The 15,789-nt window shown below is 56.7% G+C and carries 14 protein-coding genes and 1 tRNA gene; 6 read left to right on the top strand and 9 right to left on the bottom strand.

Annotated features, from left to right (window positions below; translation table 11 throughout):
* Positions 1-9: 9 nt before the first annotated feature.
* From ZBT109_RS00710 to ZBT109_RS00700, 3 genes are all read right to left on the bottom strand, one after another.
* A complete protein-coding gene (locus tag ZBT109_RS00710) occupies positions 10-822 on the bottom strand; it encodes a TrmH family RNA methyltransferase (protein ID WP_027704468.1) in 813 nt (270 codons plus the stop codon).
* A gap of 90 nt (positions 823-912) precedes the next feature.
* Complete coding sequence (locus ZBT109_RS00705; RefSeq protein WP_051523647.1) at positions 913-2,241, bottom strand: SLC5/6 family protein; 1,329 nt, start codon at positions 2,239-2,241, stop codon at positions 913-915.
* A gap of 175 nt (positions 2,242-2,416) precedes the next feature.
* Positions 2,417-2,905 (bottom strand): YbhB/YbcL family Raf kinase inhibitor-like protein, encoded by a 489-nt coding sequence (locus ZBT109_RS00700; protein ID WP_027704467.1) that lies wholly within the window; start codon positions 2,903-2,905, stop codon positions 2,417-2,419.
* Positions 2,906-3,179: 274 nt separating this feature from the next.
* Between ZBT109_RS00700 and ZBT109_RS00695 the strand changes: the two genes are divergently transcribed.
* Positions 3,180-4,055, top strand: coding sequence for a VirK/YbjX family protein (locus tag ZBT109_RS00695; protein ID WP_051523646.1), 876 nt, complete (start codon positions 3,180-3,182; stop codon positions 4,053-4,055).
* Between the two features lie 91 nt (positions 4,056-4,146).
* On the opposite strand, the gene gmhB is transcribed toward ZBT109_RS00695, so the two are convergent.
* Genes gmhB through ZBT109_RS00680 form a run of 4 tightly spaced genes read right to left on the bottom strand, consistent with a single transcriptional unit; the run spans position 4,147 to position 6,748 of the window.
* Positions 4,147-4,707 (bottom strand): D-glycero-beta-D-manno-heptose 1,7-bisphosphate 7-phosphatase, encoded by a 561-nt coding sequence (gene gmhB, locus ZBT109_RS00690; RefSeq protein ID WP_038277555.1) that lies wholly within the window; start codon positions 4,705-4,707, stop codon positions 4,147-4,149.
* Positions 4,708-4,718: 11 nt separating this feature from the next.
* A complete protein-coding gene (locus ZBT109_RS13675) occupies positions 4,719-4,868 on the bottom strand; it encodes a hypothetical protein (RefSeq protein WP_170144682.1) in 150 nt (49 codons plus the stop codon).
* Between the two features lie 23 nt (positions 4,869-4,891).
* Positions 4,892-5,983: a glycosyltransferase family 9 protein gene (locus ZBT109_RS00685; RefSeq protein WP_051523645.1), complete on the bottom strand. Its 1,092-nt coding sequence runs from the start codon at positions 5,981-5,983 to the stop codon at positions 4,892-4,894.
* A 33-nt stretch (positions 5,984-6,016) separates the two neighbouring features.
* Complete coding sequence (locus ZBT109_RS00680) at positions 6,017-6,748, bottom strand: 3-deoxy-D-manno-octulosonic acid kinase (RefSeq protein WP_027704465.1); 732 nt, start codon at positions 6,746-6,748, stop codon at positions 6,017-6,019.
* Here ZBT109_RS00680 and ZBT109_RS00675 point away from each other — a divergent pair.
* The 5 genes from ZBT109_RS00675 (at position 6,747) to ZBT109_RS00655 (ending at position 12,825) form a co-directional block, all read left to right on the top strand.
* The gene (locus ZBT109_RS00675) at positions 6,747-7,910 is read left to right on the top strand and encodes a glycosyltransferase family 9 protein (RefSeq protein WP_027704464.1); all 1,164 of its coding nucleotides are present in this window, start codon (positions 6,747-6,749) and stop codon (positions 7,908-7,910) included. The two genes, ZBT109_RS00680 and ZBT109_RS00675, sit on opposite strands and share 2 nt — an antisense overlap.
* Before the next feature lie 47 nt (positions 7,911-7,957).
* Positions 7,958-9,385, top strand: coding sequence for a bifunctional D-glycero-beta-D-manno-heptose-7-phosphate kinase/D-glycero-beta-D-manno-heptose 1-phosphate adenylyltransferase HldE (gene hldE / locus ZBT109_RS00670; RefSeq protein WP_038277553.1), 1,428 nt, complete (start codon positions 7,958-7,960; stop codon positions 9,383-9,385).
* Positions 9,385-10,659 (top strand): lipid IV(A) 3-deoxy-D-manno-octulosonic acid transferase, encoded by a 1,275-nt coding sequence (gene waaA, locus ZBT109_RS00665; RefSeq protein WP_038277551.1) that lies wholly within the window; start codon positions 9,385-9,387, stop codon positions 10,657-10,659. The genes hldE and waaA overlap by 1 nt, the downstream gene beginning before the upstream one ends.
* A gap of 471 nt (positions 10,660-11,130) precedes the next feature.
* A complete protein-coding gene (locus ZBT109_RS00660) occupies positions 11,131-12,042 on the top strand; it encodes a hypothetical protein (RefSeq protein WP_027704461.1) in 912 nt (303 codons plus the stop codon).
* A 384-nt stretch (positions 12,043-12,426) separates the two neighbouring features.
* The gene (locus tag ZBT109_RS00655; RefSeq protein WP_145984456.1) at positions 12,427-12,825 is read left to right on the top strand and encodes a hypothetical protein; all 399 of its coding nucleotides are present in this window, start codon (positions 12,427-12,429) and stop codon (positions 12,823-12,825) included.
* Positions 12,826-13,135: 310 nt separating this feature from the next.
* Here the strand turns inward: ZBT109_RS00655 and ZBT109_RS00650 are convergent.
* Together ZBT109_RS00650 and rep are read right to left on the bottom strand one after the other, a co-directional pair.
* Positions 13,136-13,212, bottom strand: a tRNA-Arg gene (locus ZBT109_RS00650).
* A 280-nt stretch (positions 13,213-13,492) separates the two neighbouring features.
* On the bottom strand, positions 13,493-15,550 hold the full coding sequence (gene rep, locus ZBT109_RS00645) for a DNA helicase Rep (RefSeq protein WP_027704460.1): 2,058 nt from the start codon (positions 15,548-15,550) through the stop codon (positions 13,493-13,495).
* Between the last annotated feature and the right edge of the window lie 239 nt (positions 15,551-15,789).

Raw genomic sequence — 15,789 nt, 5'->3', positions numbered from 1 at the left:
CGCATAGCGCTACGCCTTACGGTTGGTGGCCTCGTACAGCATGAGGCCACTGGCCACGGCCAAATTCAGTGAGTCCGTCCCGCCCCGCATCGGGATCTTCACGCGCTGATCACAGGCTTCCAGCAGCGCGGCTGACAGCCCGGACTGCTCCGTTCCCATCAGAAGCGCACAGGCGTGCGTCTCATAATCAGCCTCGCGGTAGTCCTGCGCACGCTCCAGCGTCGTGCCGATCATGCTGACGCGGTGCTGATGAGCCCATTCGATAAACGGTGCGGTCGTGCTTTTGACCAGCACCACGTCGAACAGCGCACCGGTCGTCGCACGCAGCGCTTCCGGCGAGAAGGGATCGCAACTGTCATTCAACAGAATGACGCCGCGGGCGCCCGCCGCATCACAGGTGCGGATAATGGTGCCCAAGTTGCCAGGGTCACGCGGGCTGTCGAGCACAATCCACACCTCTTCAACCGCAGGAACGACGCTATCCAGTGGCTGCCATTGCTGATGAAACACCGCGATTGCATGGTGAGGATTGTCACGCCCAGACATCTGCCCCAGCACCTGTGCCGTGGTGGGGATCAGTTCAACATGATCCTGTGCGGTGGCATCGACCAGCAGCTGGTTGAGGGCTTCATCAGAGGGACGTGCATCGGCGTCAAACGCCAATGTTCGGAGCACATGTCCACCACGACAGCCATCGGCAATGGCCCGCACGCCTTCTACCAGAAAGGCCTGTTCAGCGTTACGGTACTTCTTGGTATACAGCTTACGCATGGCTTTGATGCGCGGATTGGCTGCGCTGGTAATGGTGGCGTCAAGGCGCATGCGCGACCTCCAGAAAAAACGAAAGTGAACACGACAAGGCCCGGTGGTCGCCGGGCCTTGTCTTAACAAGCCATACACACAGAACGAGCACTATACCGCATGGGTCAGAAACGACCACAGTGCCGACAGTATACCGGTGATCTGGCTGAATGCCGCCAATACCGCCAACACCCCGATCACAATGACCAAGAGGTTGGAGGGGTTGCGACGGTAACGGCTCAGCACGGGCAGCGTGTAGATGGCCACCATCGGCAGTAGGAACAGCAGCAGCGCAATGATGGGGCCGCCCAGCTTCTCGATCATCGACAGGATACCGGGGTTTAGGGTCGCCACACCCCAGCAGCTCAGTCCCATCAGCACGGCAGCCACATCGTTGAGCACACGATGACGACGCGAGGAGGACTTGCCACGGCAAACGTGCTCGATCAGCCCTACGGCCCCTTCTCGCGCGCCGATATAGTGCCCAAGGAAGGACTTGGCAATGGCGATCAGGGCAATGATGGGGGCGGCCACCTCAATGATCCGGGTATTAAAGTGGCGAGCCAGATAGGACAAGATAGTGATGTTGTCCGCCTTGGCTTCGGCAAGATCAGCCGGGGTGAGCGATAGCACGCAACTGAACACAAACAGCAGCACGGTCGCGACCATCAGCAGGTGAGCGCCGCCCAAAATCTGGCAGCTCTTGCGATCGGCGTTAGCACCGTAACGCTGACGCTGATCCATAGCAAAGGCAGAGATGATCGGGGAGTGGTTGAACGAGAAGACCAGCACGGGAATCGCCATCCAGATGGATGTCCACACCGCACTGCTACTGCTCGCCGCCTCGGTTCTGGCGGATGCCGCAAAGAACGCCGTGCTCCAGTGAGGAATCAAGATCAGCGACAGAATGACGAGAGCGGCAATGAAGGGATAGACCAGATAGCTCATCGCCTTGACGACACGACGCTCACCACCGCGTGCAATGCCGATCAGTACTGCGATCAGCAGGAAGGACACCAGCGCTCGGGGAGGAGACGTCATGCCCAATTGGTGGGTCAGCACATCAAGCGTGGTGTTGGTGATGGCAACGCTATAGACCAGCAGGATGGGGAAGATGGCGAAGAAATAGAGCACCGTGAATAACGCTCGGGCATGCGGCCCGAAATGTCGGCCAACGACATCGGTAATGTCGCGATCACTGTCTGCGCCGGACTGGACGAAACGGGTAAGCGCTCGGTGAGAGAAGTAGGTAACGGGGAGGGCAAACAATGCAATGAACAAAAGCGTCCATGTTCCCCCGATACCGGCGGCGATGGGCAGGAAAAGCGTCCCCGCACCAATGGCCGTACCAAAGAGGCCGAGTGCCCACGTTATATCCTGACGGTTCAACGCTCGTTGGGCAGCAGGTAGCACCTGATCGGTCTGACGAAGTTCGGTCATGAGGTCTGCCTTGAATGATTGTTCTAGATAAGCCTGAAGCGGCAACCTCTCGGCAACGGCTTGCCAAGAGCGCGACGAAGACACGCACATGACTTCGCCACGAAAGAACGACCATCATAACCGATGCACCAAAGCCGGGCGATGTGTCAGGGGCGCGCGCACGCCCCTGACGCGTTCAACGACCGAAGACCGTCGTGAACGAAGCGCTTGCCAACGCATTGAAATGTACGCGGAAACCGACCTGGGCAGGCGTCGGGTTTTCAGGCAGGTCGAGCGATGCGACCTTCAGCGCATGCACTGTAAAGATGTAGCGGTGATCACCGTGGCCCGGAGGCGGTGCGGCTCCGGCAAAGTCCGTGGTGCAGGAATCGTTATAGACTGCCACGGCACCCTGGGGCAGCGGATGACGTCCGCTGCCCGCACCTTCCGGCAGCGAAGTAACATCCGCCGGAATATTGGCGACCACCCAGTGCCACCAGCCCGAACCAGTGGGCGCATCAGGATCGTAGACAGTCACGACAAAGCTGCGAGTACCTTCAGGAGCATTTTCCCAATGCAACTCAGGCGACAGATTGTCGCCTTCAAGGCCGGGATAGGCAGCCCACTGCGCTTTGGTCAGGCGCTGTCCATCCTTGAGCGTATCGCTCAGCAGACGAAACGTCATTTTCGGTTCTCCTTGAATGAGAAACAGACAGGCATAGCATAATGTCTCGCACGTGCGAGGGTTTGCTAGCCGCTCAACGTCGCACAGGGATACGACCACGCAGAAGCTATGGCACTCCATGCCGTTATCTCTGTGCACACTATCTTCACGATTGCCGTATCATAATAAGCCGTTTGGTGTTCTTTTCAGTGTGCCTGTGTAGCGCCGCCTGCAGCGGAAGCCGCCACTCACCTATAACGATCATATTTTCTTGTACTTGATTCAGTGGAGTCCCATGAGTTCTTTCAAGCAGTGGAAACATCGTCTCAAATGCGCTTTTCTATCCGCTAGAATCGGTCAACCCCAGCAAAACTGGCTGCGCGCGCTGGCAGACAATCCGCAGTTCGGTACGCTAGCAGCAGGCGATGAGCAGTTCTCCTATCGCCACTTCAAAGCCTACCTGAATCGCCACCTGACGGCGGCCCAGAAGCTGTCAATCGTGCACCATACAGCTCAGCGACTGTGCGATGTGCTGTCGAAAGACCGCTTCGAAACCATCTTCACCGGCAAGGGTCTGCTGCTGGCCACGCTGCCCTTCAAGGACGGCGAGGGCGAAGCGCGTGTCGTCATGCGTCGCGCAACGTTCCCACGCGAAGGTGAAATCGGCCTATTCATGGAGACCGATGAGGAAGGGGTGATTTACCAGCTCAACTTCTCGCTGGCCCCCCCCGCCACGCTGCTGATTGGAGGTCTGCAGGGACCACGCCCTGAGCAGGGTGACATCATCAAGCGCTACAACAAGGCGCTGCACGGCCTGCGCCCGCAAAACGTGATGGTATCGGCCATGTACGCCTGCGCACTCGTCTTTGAGGCCGACTGCGTCAAGGGAATCACGGAAACTGCACATCCGCGCCGCAAGCGTTTGAAATCCAGCTACGACCGCTTCTGGGCGGAAAATGGTGGGGAAGAAATCAAGGGAGGCTGGTTCCAACTGCCGCCAGCGGAACCCGAGCGTGACATTCAGCAGGTTAAGAGCCAGCGTCGCGCCGCCTTCAAACGCCGGGAAGCACTGCGCGAGGATATGGCCCGTCAGATCGTCACTGCGCTAGGCTATCCCGAACGCATGCCAGCCCCTGAAATGGAAGAAGCCGCCACGGAAGCCGCGGTATAGCCACATCGCGTCGATCACTATGCCGCGATAAAGAAAGCCCCAGGACGATAACATCGCCTTGGGGCTTCCTCGTCATCAGCCATTCAAAGGATCACGCGGCCTCGTTCAGCAACCGATCAACGAAGTCGGCCAGATCATCACAGACCCATACCGCCTCGCTGTGCTGAAGAGCGTCCAGTTTGGGACGCGTCTCCTGCCCGTTACCCGTCAGCACCAGCGCCAGCCGAGTGCCCGCTGCTTCGCCCGCCTGAAGATCGCGCAAGGAATCACCCACCATCCATGCTTCATCAAGGCGCTTATGCCCTAGCTCACGCGCGATCCGATGCAACATCCCCGGCAGCGGCTTGCGACAATCGCACCCGTCATCGGGGCCATGCGGGCAGTACGCAATATAGGCCAGCCGCCCCCCGGCAGCATCTACCAGCGAGGTCATTCGCTCGTGCATCGCCTCCAGCTCGATCATTGGTGTCAGGCCACGGGCGATGCCGGACTGGTTCGTGGCTATCGCGACGTCGTAGCCCGCCTTCGCCAGACGCGCGACGGCGTCGATCGCTCCGGGCAGAGGGATCCATTCATCACGGTGTTTGATGTACTGGCGACTGTCCTGATTGATGACACCATCACGGTCGAGAATGACGAGGGGGCGAGGCATGAACGTTCCCATCAAAAATGAATACCACGGTTGATGCGCCAGCTACCGCTACGAGAAGCAGCCACCCGCGCATGGATGTGTTCGACGATATCGCATGAAAACGGCCATACGCCAAAATAAACCCCATTGAGAGCGAATATTCCGGCTTTGGCCGATGCCATGACGGCGTTACTGTGTCGCTGCCCTAGTCGTCGATGTCCTCATGCACATCATGGACATCGGTGTAGGCCCCACGACGCATAATGAGATCGGCGATCGCAGCACTTGCCGCATCAAGGTCGATCAGGCTCATATCCGTGGCCGTGTCGTCCCCCTGCGGCGGAGAAAAGGCCAAGCGCCGATCGTCGTGATTGCAGGTCTGCCAGCGCAGCGAGGTCGCCGAACGCTTGGCGGGATAGAAGCCAACGGTCGCAATGTCGAGGCAACCGGCAATATGCAGTGGCCCCGTTGAACCGGCGATCAGCCCATCGGTAGCGTCCAGCATCTTGGCCAATGCTGAAAGGCGTTGGTTGGCCGGCAGGCGACGAGCGTCTATGCCTCCGGCGGTCAGGCGATCGCACAATGACGTGGCCACAGCCTCTTCACCCGGCCCAGCACTGAACAGCCAGTGAACGGGACGGTCGAGACGGGCATGCACCTTCTTGATCAGTTCGGCATAGCGCTCGGGGGTTAGATTAACGGCTGAACCGCCGCTGCCAGCGTGCACACACCACCATGGGCGATCTAGCGACAGACCGCACGCCTTGGCCAGAGCCACACGGCCCTGACGATGCGAACGCTCGGTCATCGGCCAGAACGGCGGACGAGCAGCGTCACCTTGTACGTTGAGTCGTTCCAGCAGAGCCAGCGCCAGGTCAACGTTGTACTCGTACTCCGGTTTCAGAGACTGAGAACGGTGCTGTACGACACGGTGGTTGTAGAAAATCTGCGCCCACTTGGTAGCCGGTGCCATGCGCATCGGAATACCCGCGCGCCAGCCCAACCAACCAATGCGGGGCGTAGAGAACAGTGTCAGCATCGCATCGAACTGCTTGTCGTGCATGCGGTTGAGCAAGTGACGGCGCTCGGCACGCGATGCGCCATGACCGGGATCAATGATGACGTCATCGACCCAAGGGCAGCAGTGCGCGATGGATGCCGTATATTCCGGCACCAGCACGGTGACATGAATGTCCGCCTGTGCCTGCTTGAGCGTTTTCAGGGCGGGCCAACTCAGCATGAAGTCGCCAAGCTTGTCGTTGCGTACGACCAGTACGCGAAGGTCAGGTGTTGTCATGGTCGAAGGCATAATCCGGCGAAAGAAGCAGCGTCATGGGGTAGGCTTGAGATAGCCTTGGCGAATCTCGTGCATCAACCCGGTCGCACGGGAAGGTGCAAAACGGGTCAGCGAGCGCTCAAGGCGTTCCATATTGCGCGCCTGCCAATGGTGCCCGTTGCGAATACGACAGCGATCCAGGTCGATGATCCACGGTTTTCCATCACGATCCAGCAACAGATTGCGCGCATTGAGGTCAACATGATCAAGACCAAGCTCGTGCGCCTTGCGGATCAGGGCACCGACCGCCCTCAGAGAGGTATAGGGCAGATCTTCGGAAGATTCGATGCAGTCGGCAAGCGTCTGGGCACCGGGAATACGTACGGTAATCAAGGCGCCTTCATAAAAGAGGCCGGTATGCCATACGCAGGCTCCGATAGGCTGCGGAACGGAAAGGCCCTTTTCACGCAGGGCAACGGTGAGGCGGAACTCGCGCGCGGCGCGCGTACGTGCGCTGCCACACCAGACATAGCGCTGCTGGCTAACCCGAGCCACCATGCCTCCGCGACGATACGGGCGCAGCACCCAACCGTCTTCCGTCGTTTCGCTGGCGTGATCGCCAGGATCGAAGAAGACGCTGGCACCTCGTCCGGGGGCTTCGCCTACGATAGCTTCACGGTCCTGCCAGTACGCCCGGGTGAACAGTTCCGGGGTGACAGGGCCGCAAAGTGCCGTGGCATCATATAGAATGTGCGCATTCGCACTTTGGGATTCGAGTATTCGCATGACGCTACCTTTGCCTGCTTCGCCGACGCATATCTGTGTATTGCGACTATCCGCGCTGGGAGATGTCTGCAACCTGGTGCCCGCCATCAGGGCTATGCAGCATCAGTGGCCAGACGCTCGTATTACCTGGATCGTCGGCCGCGCGGAGCACAGTCTACTCAGTGGCCTCGATGGGGTCGAGCTTGTGGTGTACGACAAATCTACTGGCCTGAAGGGAATGTATGCCCTATGGCGCCAGCTGTCGAAGACACGCTTCGATGTACTCGTTCACGCACAGCAATCCATCCGAGCCAGTATTCTGTCACTGGGCCTGAAAGCCCGCGTACGTCTGGGGTATGACGCAGCCCGCGCCAAGGACCATCAGACGTGGTTCACCAACTGCAAACTGGCACCGCATCCTGAAGCTCACGTGCTGGCGTCGTTTGTCGACTTTGCCCGAGCACTCGGCGTTCAGGATGAGCTTACGGCACGCGACAGTCTTGAATGGCATATTCCCATTCCCGACAGCGCTTTTGCCGAGGCTGCGGAGATTACCCGAGGCGCACGCTACATGGTACTGAGTCCCTGTGCCACACCTCGGCGACGCAATTATCGCAACTGGACGGCCGAAGGCTATGCTGCGGTCATCGACCACGCTTATCGGCACCAAGGGCTGGTCACTGTACTGACCGGTGGTCGACGTGAAGAAGAGCAGGCCATGATCGCCGACATCATCGAACGCACGCGTCAACTCAGAGCGGCCCACCAAGAGGGCGAAGAAGGGGTTCCCATCGACGCCTCGGGCAAGACCTCACTTAAGGGACTGCTGGCGCTAATTCGCCGTGCTCGCGTCGTCATTGCACCCGACTCAGGACCGGTGCACATGGCCAACGCGCTGGGCACGCCCGTGTTAGGCCTGTTCGCGACAACCAATCCCGATCGCGCTGCGCCTTATTTGTGGCGCGACTATGTCGTCAACCGCTACCCCGATGCCGTCACACGCTATATGCACAACACGCTGGACGACATCACCTGGGGCGCTCGTGTACGTCACCCGGATGCCATGCAACTGATCACCATTGACGATGTCACATCGCACCTAGATCGGCTTCTAAACGTCACAGCCATACGCGATCACGACGACAGCCCTTTATTCGGCAAAGACATTCCACGCACTGTCTGAATGCGGTGCTACCTTTTTTATCTTCTTCAGCGGAGACATGGATCACGATGCTGGACCTCACTGCTTTCGACTCGGCGCGTCTTCTGATCGTCGGCGACATCATGCTGGACCGTTACTGGTACGGACCGACTTCCCGAATCTCGCCCGAAGCGCCGGTCCCGGTCGTACGGGTCGACGAGAGTGAAGACCGTCCGGGTGGGGCTGCTAACGTTGCCCTCAACATCGCATCGCTGGGTGCCCATGTCTGCTTGTCCGGTCTAGTCGGACGCGACGACAACGCCGATCGTCTGGCCGCTGCGCTGACACAGGCGGGCATCACGACTCACTTCCACGTCAGCGACGCCGTACCGACCATCACCAAGCTACGCGTCATGAGCCGCAACCAGCAGCTTATCCGCCTCGATTTCGAATCACCGGCCTCCGCCGAAGACGCCGCACCACTCGCGGATCGCGTTGCCGAAGCCCTGCCAGAATCAGACCTAATGATTCTGTCGGATTACGGCAAGGGCTCGCTGAGCAATATCGAACAGCTGATCGCGCTGGGCCGCAAACTCGGCAAGCGCGTACTAATCGACCCCAAAGGCAGCGACTATTCGCGCTACAAAGGGGCTAGCATCATCACCCCGAATCTGAGCGAATTCGAAGCGGTCGTCGGGCCGTGTACCGATGACGACGACATGATCACCAAAGGCGAACGCCTGCGCAAAGAGCTGGGGCTCGAAGCACTGCTGATCACCCTAAGCGAACGCGGCATGATGCTGATTCGCGCCAACGAAGCACCGCTGCACCTGCCAACTCATGCCCAAGCCGTCTACGATGTCACTGGGGCAGGGGATACCGTGATCGGGGTGCTGGGGCTGGCACTGGCGGCCGGGCAACCGCTGCCGACCGCAATGTGGCTGGCTAACCTTGCAGCAGGCGTTGTCGTGGCAAAAGCAGGTACCGCCACACTGACCGTCGCTGAACTGCATGAAGCGATTCAGGATGCGGGCCAATCGTCCACCAGCGACAGCTCTCTGGACGCCGTCATCCGCCAAGTGCGCGCAGCACAGGCGCGCGGCGAACGCGTAGTGATGACCAATGGCTGCTTCGACATTCTGCATTCAGGCCATGTCGGTTATCTCGAAGAAGCGCGCCAGCTCGGTGACCGCTTGCTGGTGGCCGTCAACGACGATGCATCTGTCGCGCGCCTCAAAGGCCCGACGCGCCCCGTCAACACACTGGACCGCCGCATGCGCGTGCTCGGCGCACTGGCGTCCGTTGACTGGGTCGTGCCATTCAGCGAAGACACCCCTCAGGCCCTGATCGAAAAGATCCTGCCAGACGTGCTGGTGAAGGGTGGCGACTATAAGGTTGAAGAGATCGCCGGGCATGAAGCCGTGCTCGCCAACGGTGGCGAAGTCAAAGTACTGGGCTTCGAGGAAGGCGTGTCGACCAGCGCCCTGATCAAGGCTATTCAAGGGCAGACCCCATAATGTTTGGCCGACGTGGATACAGCGCACTGCTCTATGCGCTGTCACCGCTGATCTTCAAACGTCTGAAACGCGAGAGCCTGCCGGATCATCCGGCAGGTGAGCGAATGGGCCATATTCCCGACTACCGAGAGCGAAAGACCCTATGGGTGCACACCGCCTCTGTCGGTGAAGTCATCACCGCGGCCCCCGTCATCCGGCAACTGCTGGCCGACTACCCGTCGCACACGATCGTCGTCACCACCATGACCGCGACCGGCGCCGAGCGAGTCAAAAGCCTGTTCGGAGACACGGTCATTCATCACTTTCTGCCGATCGACTTTCCGGGGGCAATGAAACGCTTCGTGCGCTCGCTGACCCCAGAGCTGCTGGTACTGGCAGAAACCGAGCTGTGGCCCAACATGCTGTATGCCGCCTCGGAGCACAATGTGCCGGTGGTCATGATCAACGCACGCCTCTCCGACAAAGCCTACTCACGCTATAGGCGCTTCCAGCAGCTCACGCGCGACATGCTGATCCGCATTAACTGGATTGCGGCTAAGAGCGGCGAAGATGCCAAACGTTTCCGCTCGCTGGGGGTACCGCCTAAGCGTCTGTCGGTCGCCGGTGCATTGAAATTTGACCTTACGGTCAGCGAAGAACAGCGAGAGAAAGGCGCTGCGCTGCGCACGCTGATCGGCCAGCGTCCGGTATGGATTGCCGCCTCGACGCATGAAGGCGAAGAACACGCCGCACTCGCCGCACACACACAGCTGCTCAAGGTGAAACCCGATGCCTTGCTGATACTGGTGCCGCGCCACCCGCAGCGCTTCGATGACGTTGCCAGCGAGTGCCTTAAAGTCTTCCCCTCAGCCGTTGCCAGACGCTCGCATGACGAACCCATCACAGCCGACACACGCGTCTACCTTGGCGACACCATGGGCGAGCTGATGGCCCTCTATGCCGCCAGCGACGTGGCGTTTGTCGGAGGCACCCTGGTGCCGATCGGGGGGCACAATCTGCTGGAACCGGCAGCGCTTGGTGTCCCGGTCATCAGCGGCCCATATCTGAACAACCTGCAGGAAATCGCCGATGTCATGGAAGAGCATCAGGCTCGGCGCAAAGTAAGCGATGCCACCACTTTGGGCCATGTACTCATCGAACTGTTTGTCGATACCAGTGCGCGCCACTGGCTAGGCGAAGCCGGCCTGCGCGTTGTCGAACGCAATCGCGGTGCCAGCACCCTGATACGCGACCGTATTCGCACTATGGTGCCCGTCGACGAGGTACTGAGCTAAGCCTCGCTCATCTCATCATCACGTCCCATCGCATCCGCTTGTCCGCGTGAGCGGCACGGCGTGCACCGGCCTCTGCCGAACCGCACCCGTGCCCTCACGCTTTTTTCCTTGGGGCTCGATAACGTGTGCGAGTCCCCACGGATGACCGCCTTATTTCATCATGACGCAAACTGCTAGTTACATATCAATAAATAAGAAAGGAGGGTAAAGATAAGCCTTCTCTCAATAGTTATAGAAAGATAATGAGCGACATAATCGCGCAGCAATACACTTGAAGCATTAATAATAGTGGGGAAAACGGGAAGCGCACCTTGCAAACACCTATACTTTATACGGGCTCCTTAAACAACGTTATAAACCTGTGATACCATCCCCGCCTACTTTGCCGCGAAGACAGTATTTATACTGCATGGTGAGAGCATTCTCGTCACGTGGCACTCTCAGGGAATCTATGCGAGATATATAACGCTCATGAACTCTACACTACGTAAGGTTGCATCGACCATCGGCAGTATCATCGTGGTCGTCGGCATCATCGCGATCAAAGGCTGCAACCGGGTCGGTAACAAAGAAACGCTGAAAACAGAAGAAAAACAGTATTATCAGCTGGACGAACTCAACAATGCGCTCGACTGCAACGTCATTCATCATGAGCTGCTGGAGTTCATGAGAAAGTCATCACCGACGATTGAAAAAGGCGGCAGCGTTACCGTGCCGCTGATGTTCAGCACGCGCAACTGCGGACGCTCCATCGACTACCGAGGCAAGATCCCCGAATTGCACAGCGCAGGCGAAACCTATCTGCGCAACTTCCAAGAAGTCACACGTAGCCTCGACAGCAACGGCGATCACAAAATGTCGCCGGAAGAGTTCGACGCGGCGGTCGACAACTTCAATGCACTCGCTGACAAAGGTCAGGACCTGTTCCAGATCTACGGCGAAGTTGAAGAAAAGTGGTACAAGGCACGTCTCGACACTATCGGCCATGACCATGCCCGCCGTCATGTCCACTGGGTCTATACGCTGGCGCTGGACATCAACCTGATCACGCGCAGCCTGCGTAAAGATGACGTTGATGTGCCTGTTGTCGAAAAAGCCATTGCCAGCCTGAAACAGAACCTAGCTGATATGAAAGACGACATGGAAGGCAGCGACTGGAACCAGCAAGACAAGATCGAGCAGTGGGCACAGGGTATTCCCGACTTCCTGCAGGCCGCGCAGACACGCCTCGACTTCATAAAGAACAAGGCAGCAACAGCGACAGAAGACGAAAAGGAAGCCTCCCAAGCTGATTTCAGAGATGCAGAAATCGGTGACCAACCGGAGAGCTTCGAAGATACCTTCGTTGTACCGGAATCCACACCGTCCCACCATCATTCCTAAATAGTGGACGAGTGATAATCAAGCCCCTACCGCCTGAAAGCAGTGGGGGCTTTTTTATCCACAGAATTTTTATATATAAAAAAATCTGCATATAACTTGATAAATTTTCGCCCTAATCCATCCAACTTGAAAAAATTGCACTCTATGGAATACGGTTTTATATACCAAAATAAATTTTATAAAATACGCGAACAATCATATAAAACTATTACACAAAAGACGAAATATAACTATAACAAAAGAAAAGAAGAGAGTAAAAATATTGGCAATAAAAATATTTTTATAGCAGAGTACGCACTAGAAGCTGAGTAAAAGCTGAAGGCTATCTTCAACCTAAAACCACCGCATACCTATATCCTCTCATGAAAAATGGAGATATACATCGTGAACGTAACGTTTCATTGGAAAATGAGATTCTCTGATGATGCAATCCCTTATGCTATCTCAGATGCTCTTAGTAATGATGGTTTAGATTTTATAGGTTGTTTGTTTTCTGATAGCGGAGGAGCAAAGTATGATGATCCTGTCTATGTGGAATTATTAGAAGGTGGAATATATGGAATAGAATTGGTTAAAAAAGGAGGTGTTAAATACTTTGACTGGTGTCTTAGTTACTGGGGAGCTGAATTTGAAGAAAATATGGCTAGAGTATATTCATTATGTGACGAGAATTTTTTTATAAATGTTAAATTAGATGACTTTGAAAAAGTATTAATAGATTGGAAAAAATTTGTTTCAAAAGGACCGTTAGATAATAACGCAAAAGACACCTTAGATGCCTAACTGACGTTTGTAGAGGCCTTACAGGTCCGAACACATAATAAAGCTGCCTGATACAAATCCGTCATTAATTGATAGGCGCCCAGAAAGCGATGGCGCTGAGCAGCTGGCAACAGGTTTCCCGCATTGATGTTCCCCTCCCCAAAAAATGTATGCTAATGAAGTGAATGCAGCGCAGCCTACATATAGGCATACAAAAATTCATGCAGTGAGCTGGTGACGCCTTGGGAGGCTATATAGATAGACAATCTTGCTGAAAGCCGCATGATGACTGGCTTCTAAGGAAATGCGGGGAGGGGGTGGGGAAGTGCTATGGCGCGCCTGGCGGGATTCGAACCCACGACCCCTGCCTTCGGAGGGCAGTACTCTATCCAGCTGAGCTACAGGCGCATTATGAGAAATGCGTCATCATCCTACGCAAAGAGCGGGCTGGTGTCCAGTCGAGAGGAACGCAACGTATTGCCGTTGCCCTTAAAATCAGGCGCTGGCGTGCGCTGTTCCTTGGTGAACGCTTGTCACGATGTTTCACGTGAAACATCGTGACAACAGGACACTTCACCCATCAGGGATAACGCCGTGGAACCGAGTTCTCCCCGAACAGACCGTCGTCATAACGAAAAAGCCGCGCCCTTAGATGAGCGCGGCTTTTGAATAGCGATAACAGATAAGGCTACTGCAGCAGCGCTTTCAGTCCCGCAATGGCATCCATTCCGCGTTCCCGTTTTTTCTCAGGGTCTTCCTTGTCGGGGCGGCCTTCCCAGCTGATGTCATCTTCCGGCAACTCATCCAAAAAGCGGCTCGGGGTACAGTTCAACATTTCACCGAACGCCTTACGCTGGCGGGCCAGTGTCATGGTCAGCGTCTGACGGGCGCGAGTGATACCGACGTAAGCTAGGCGGCGTTCCTCTTCGATGGTACCGGCTTCGATAGCGTTGCGGTGGGGAAGCAGGTCTTCTTCAAGCCCCATGATGTAGACATGGGGATACTCCAGTCCTTTAGAAGCATGCAACGTCAACAACTGCACCTTATCGGTATCGTCTTCTTCCTGTTGCTGTTCCATGATGTCACGCAACACCAACCGCGAGATGGCCGCTTCGACATCATCGGTTTCTTCACTACCGTCATCGTCGCCTTCATCGTTACGCTGCATCGAGCGTTCAAGCTGGTCAATCAGCGTCCATACGTTCGCCATACGTTTCTCGGCCACGATGGGCGCACTGGCGTTTTGATACAGCCAGCCCTCGTAGTCGATCTCCTGAAACAGGCTGCGAATAGCGGCAAGAGCATCGCCCTGATCCATGCGCTTACGCACGTCGGCAATAAGATGGTTGAAGCGCGCCAGCCGGAACAGCGCTTTTTCGGGCAGCAGTTCCTGCAGCCCCAGCTCGCAGGAAGCATCGTAAAGACTGACCTGACGCTCGGTCGCATAGTTGGCTAGCTTTTCGATTGTGGTCGGGCCAATCTCGCGGCGCGGTACGTTAACGATACGCAGGAAGGCGTTGTCATCAGCGGGATTGATCAACAATCGCAGATAGGCCATCGCATCGCGGATTTCGTTGCGTGAGAAGAACGAAGTACCGCCGGACAGCTTGTAGGGAATCTGATAGTGCTGAAGCTTAATCTCCAGCAAGCGCGCCTGAAAGTTGCCGCGGTACAGCACGGCAAAGTCCTTCCATTTAGCACTGAGCTTGAGGCGGCGCGTCAGTATTTCACTGGCGACGCGCTCGGCTTCCACTTCTTCATTACGATTGACGATCACACGGATGTCATCGCCGCGCCCCATCTCCGACCACAGCGTCTTTTCATAGACGTGTGGGTTATTGGCAATCAGTGTGTTAGCCGCCTTCAGAATGACGGCCGTGGAACGGTAGTTCTGCTCCAGCTTGATGACCTTCAGACTGCGGAAATCGTCTTGCAGCTGCTCAAGGTTTTCAGGGCGAGCACCGCGCCAAGCATAGATGGACTGATCATCGTCGCCCACTACGGTGAAGGTTTCACGCTCAGCCATCAGCAACCGCACCAGTCGATACTGGCTTGAGTTGGTGTCCTGATACTCATCGACCAGCATGTAGTGAATGCGTTTGCGCCAGCGCGCCAGCACCTCCGGTTCACGCTCAAACAAAACCGCCGGCAGGTAAATCAGATCGTCGAAGTCGACAGCGTTGTACGCTTTGAGGTGACGAACGTAGGCTTCGTACAAACGCGCGGCGTAATCCTGGTCTTGATCTTCAGCGTGCGACAGGGCCTGCTGAGGAGTGACCAGATCGTTCTTCCATTGTGATATCTGATGCTGCACACGGTTGATCTGATCAGCGTCAACGGCGGCATCCTTGTGCATCAGGTCGCGTAGCAGCGCCTTGGCATCTTCAGGGTCAAACAGAGAGAAGCCGGAGCGATAGCCCAGCACTTTCAGTTCAGCCTTGATGATGTTGAGCCCCAGCGTGTGGAAGGTGGACACCGTCAGCCCATGACCGAGCTTGCCGGGCAGCATCTTGCCAACGCGCTCTTTCATCTCGCGGGCCGCCTTGTTGGTGAACGTCACAGCCGCGATGCGCCGTGCTGGCATGCCACATTCACGAATCAGATAGGCGATCTTGGTCGTGATAACGCTGGTCTTGCCTGAACCGGCACCCGCCAGTACCAGACATGGCCCATTGATGTAGGTGACCGCCTCACGCTGTCGCGGGTTGAGTGTCTGTAGACGCGTCTGCATCAGCTCGTCACGCATGGTGAGGCCGCCTCCTGAAAGGTTCGTACTTGGGAGGGGCATGATACTACGTTAGGCCACCTACCTCCCAGCCGTCACGGGCATGAGAACGTCGGCCAGCGGCAACCCCATGAAAGACATGAAAAAGGTGTCACATCAAAGCGGGAACGCGTCACTGCTGGAAGGAAAGAGAAGAGAAAGAAGAGGGCATATTGGAAAAGGCGGGACAAACGCTGGTCCTGAAACGCCGATAGCACTGC

Source organism: Zymobacter palmae, from assembly GCF_003610015.1.
GTDB lineage: Bacteria > Pseudomonadota > Gammaproteobacteria > Pseudomonadales > Halomonadaceae > Zymobacter > Zymobacter palmae.
This window is presented reverse-complemented; position numbering and strand designations above follow the sequence as displayed.

What these genes read in the sequence shown, in the direction of transcription:
- ZBT109_RS00710 (WP_027704468.1), bottom strand. Translation starts at nt 822, where the DNA reads ATGCGCCTTGACGCCACCATTACCAGCGCAGCCAATCCGCGCATCAAA.
- ZBT109_RS00705 (WP_051523647.1), bottom strand. Translation starts at nt 2,241, where the DNA reads ATGACCGAACTTCGTCAGACCGATCAGGTGCTACCTGCTGCCCAACGA.
- ZBT109_RS00700 (WP_027704467.1), bottom strand. Translation starts at nt 2,905, where the DNA reads ATGACGTTTCGTCTGCTGAGCGATACGCTCAAGGATGGACAGCGCCTG.
- ZBT109_RS00695 (WP_051523646.1), top strand. Translation starts at nt 3,180, where the DNA reads ATGAGTTCTTTCAAGCAGTGGAAACATCGTCTCAAATGCGCTTTTCTA.
- gmhB (WP_038277555.1), bottom strand. Translation starts at nt 4,707, where the DNA reads ATGCCTCGCCCCCTCGTCATTCTCGACCGTGATGGTGTCATCAATCAG.
- ZBT109_RS13675 (WP_170144682.1), bottom strand. Translation starts at nt 4,868, where the DNA reads ATGGCATCGGCCAAAGCCGGAATATTCGCTCTCAATGGGGTTTATTTT.
- ZBT109_RS00685 (WP_051523645.1), bottom strand. Translation starts at nt 5,983, where the DNA reads ATGACAACACCTGACCTTCGCGTACTGGTCGTACGCAACGACAAGCTT.
- ZBT109_RS00675 (WP_027704464.1), top strand. Translation starts at nt 6,747, where the DNA reads ATGACGCTACCTTTGCCTGCTTCGCCGACGCATATCTGTGTATTGCGA.
- ZBT109_RS00680 (WP_027704465.1), bottom strand. Translation starts at nt 6,748, where the DNA reads ATGCGAATACTCGAATCCCAAAGTGCGAATGCGCACATTCTATATGAT.
- hldE (WP_038277553.1), top strand. Translation starts at nt 7,958, where the DNA reads ATGCTGGACCTCACTGCTTTCGACTCGGCGCGTCTTCTGATCGTCGGC.
- waaA (WP_038277551.1), top strand. Translation starts at nt 9,385, where the DNA reads ATGTTTGGCCGACGTGGATACAGCGCACTGCTCTATGCGCTGTCACCG.
- ZBT109_RS00660 (WP_027704461.1), top strand. Translation starts at nt 11,131, where the DNA reads ATGAACTCTACACTACGTAAGGTTGCATCGACCATCGGCAGTATCATC.
- rep (WP_027704460.1), bottom strand. Translation starts at nt 15,550, where the DNA reads ATGCGTGACGAGCTGATGCAGACGCGTCTACAGACACTCAACCCGCGA.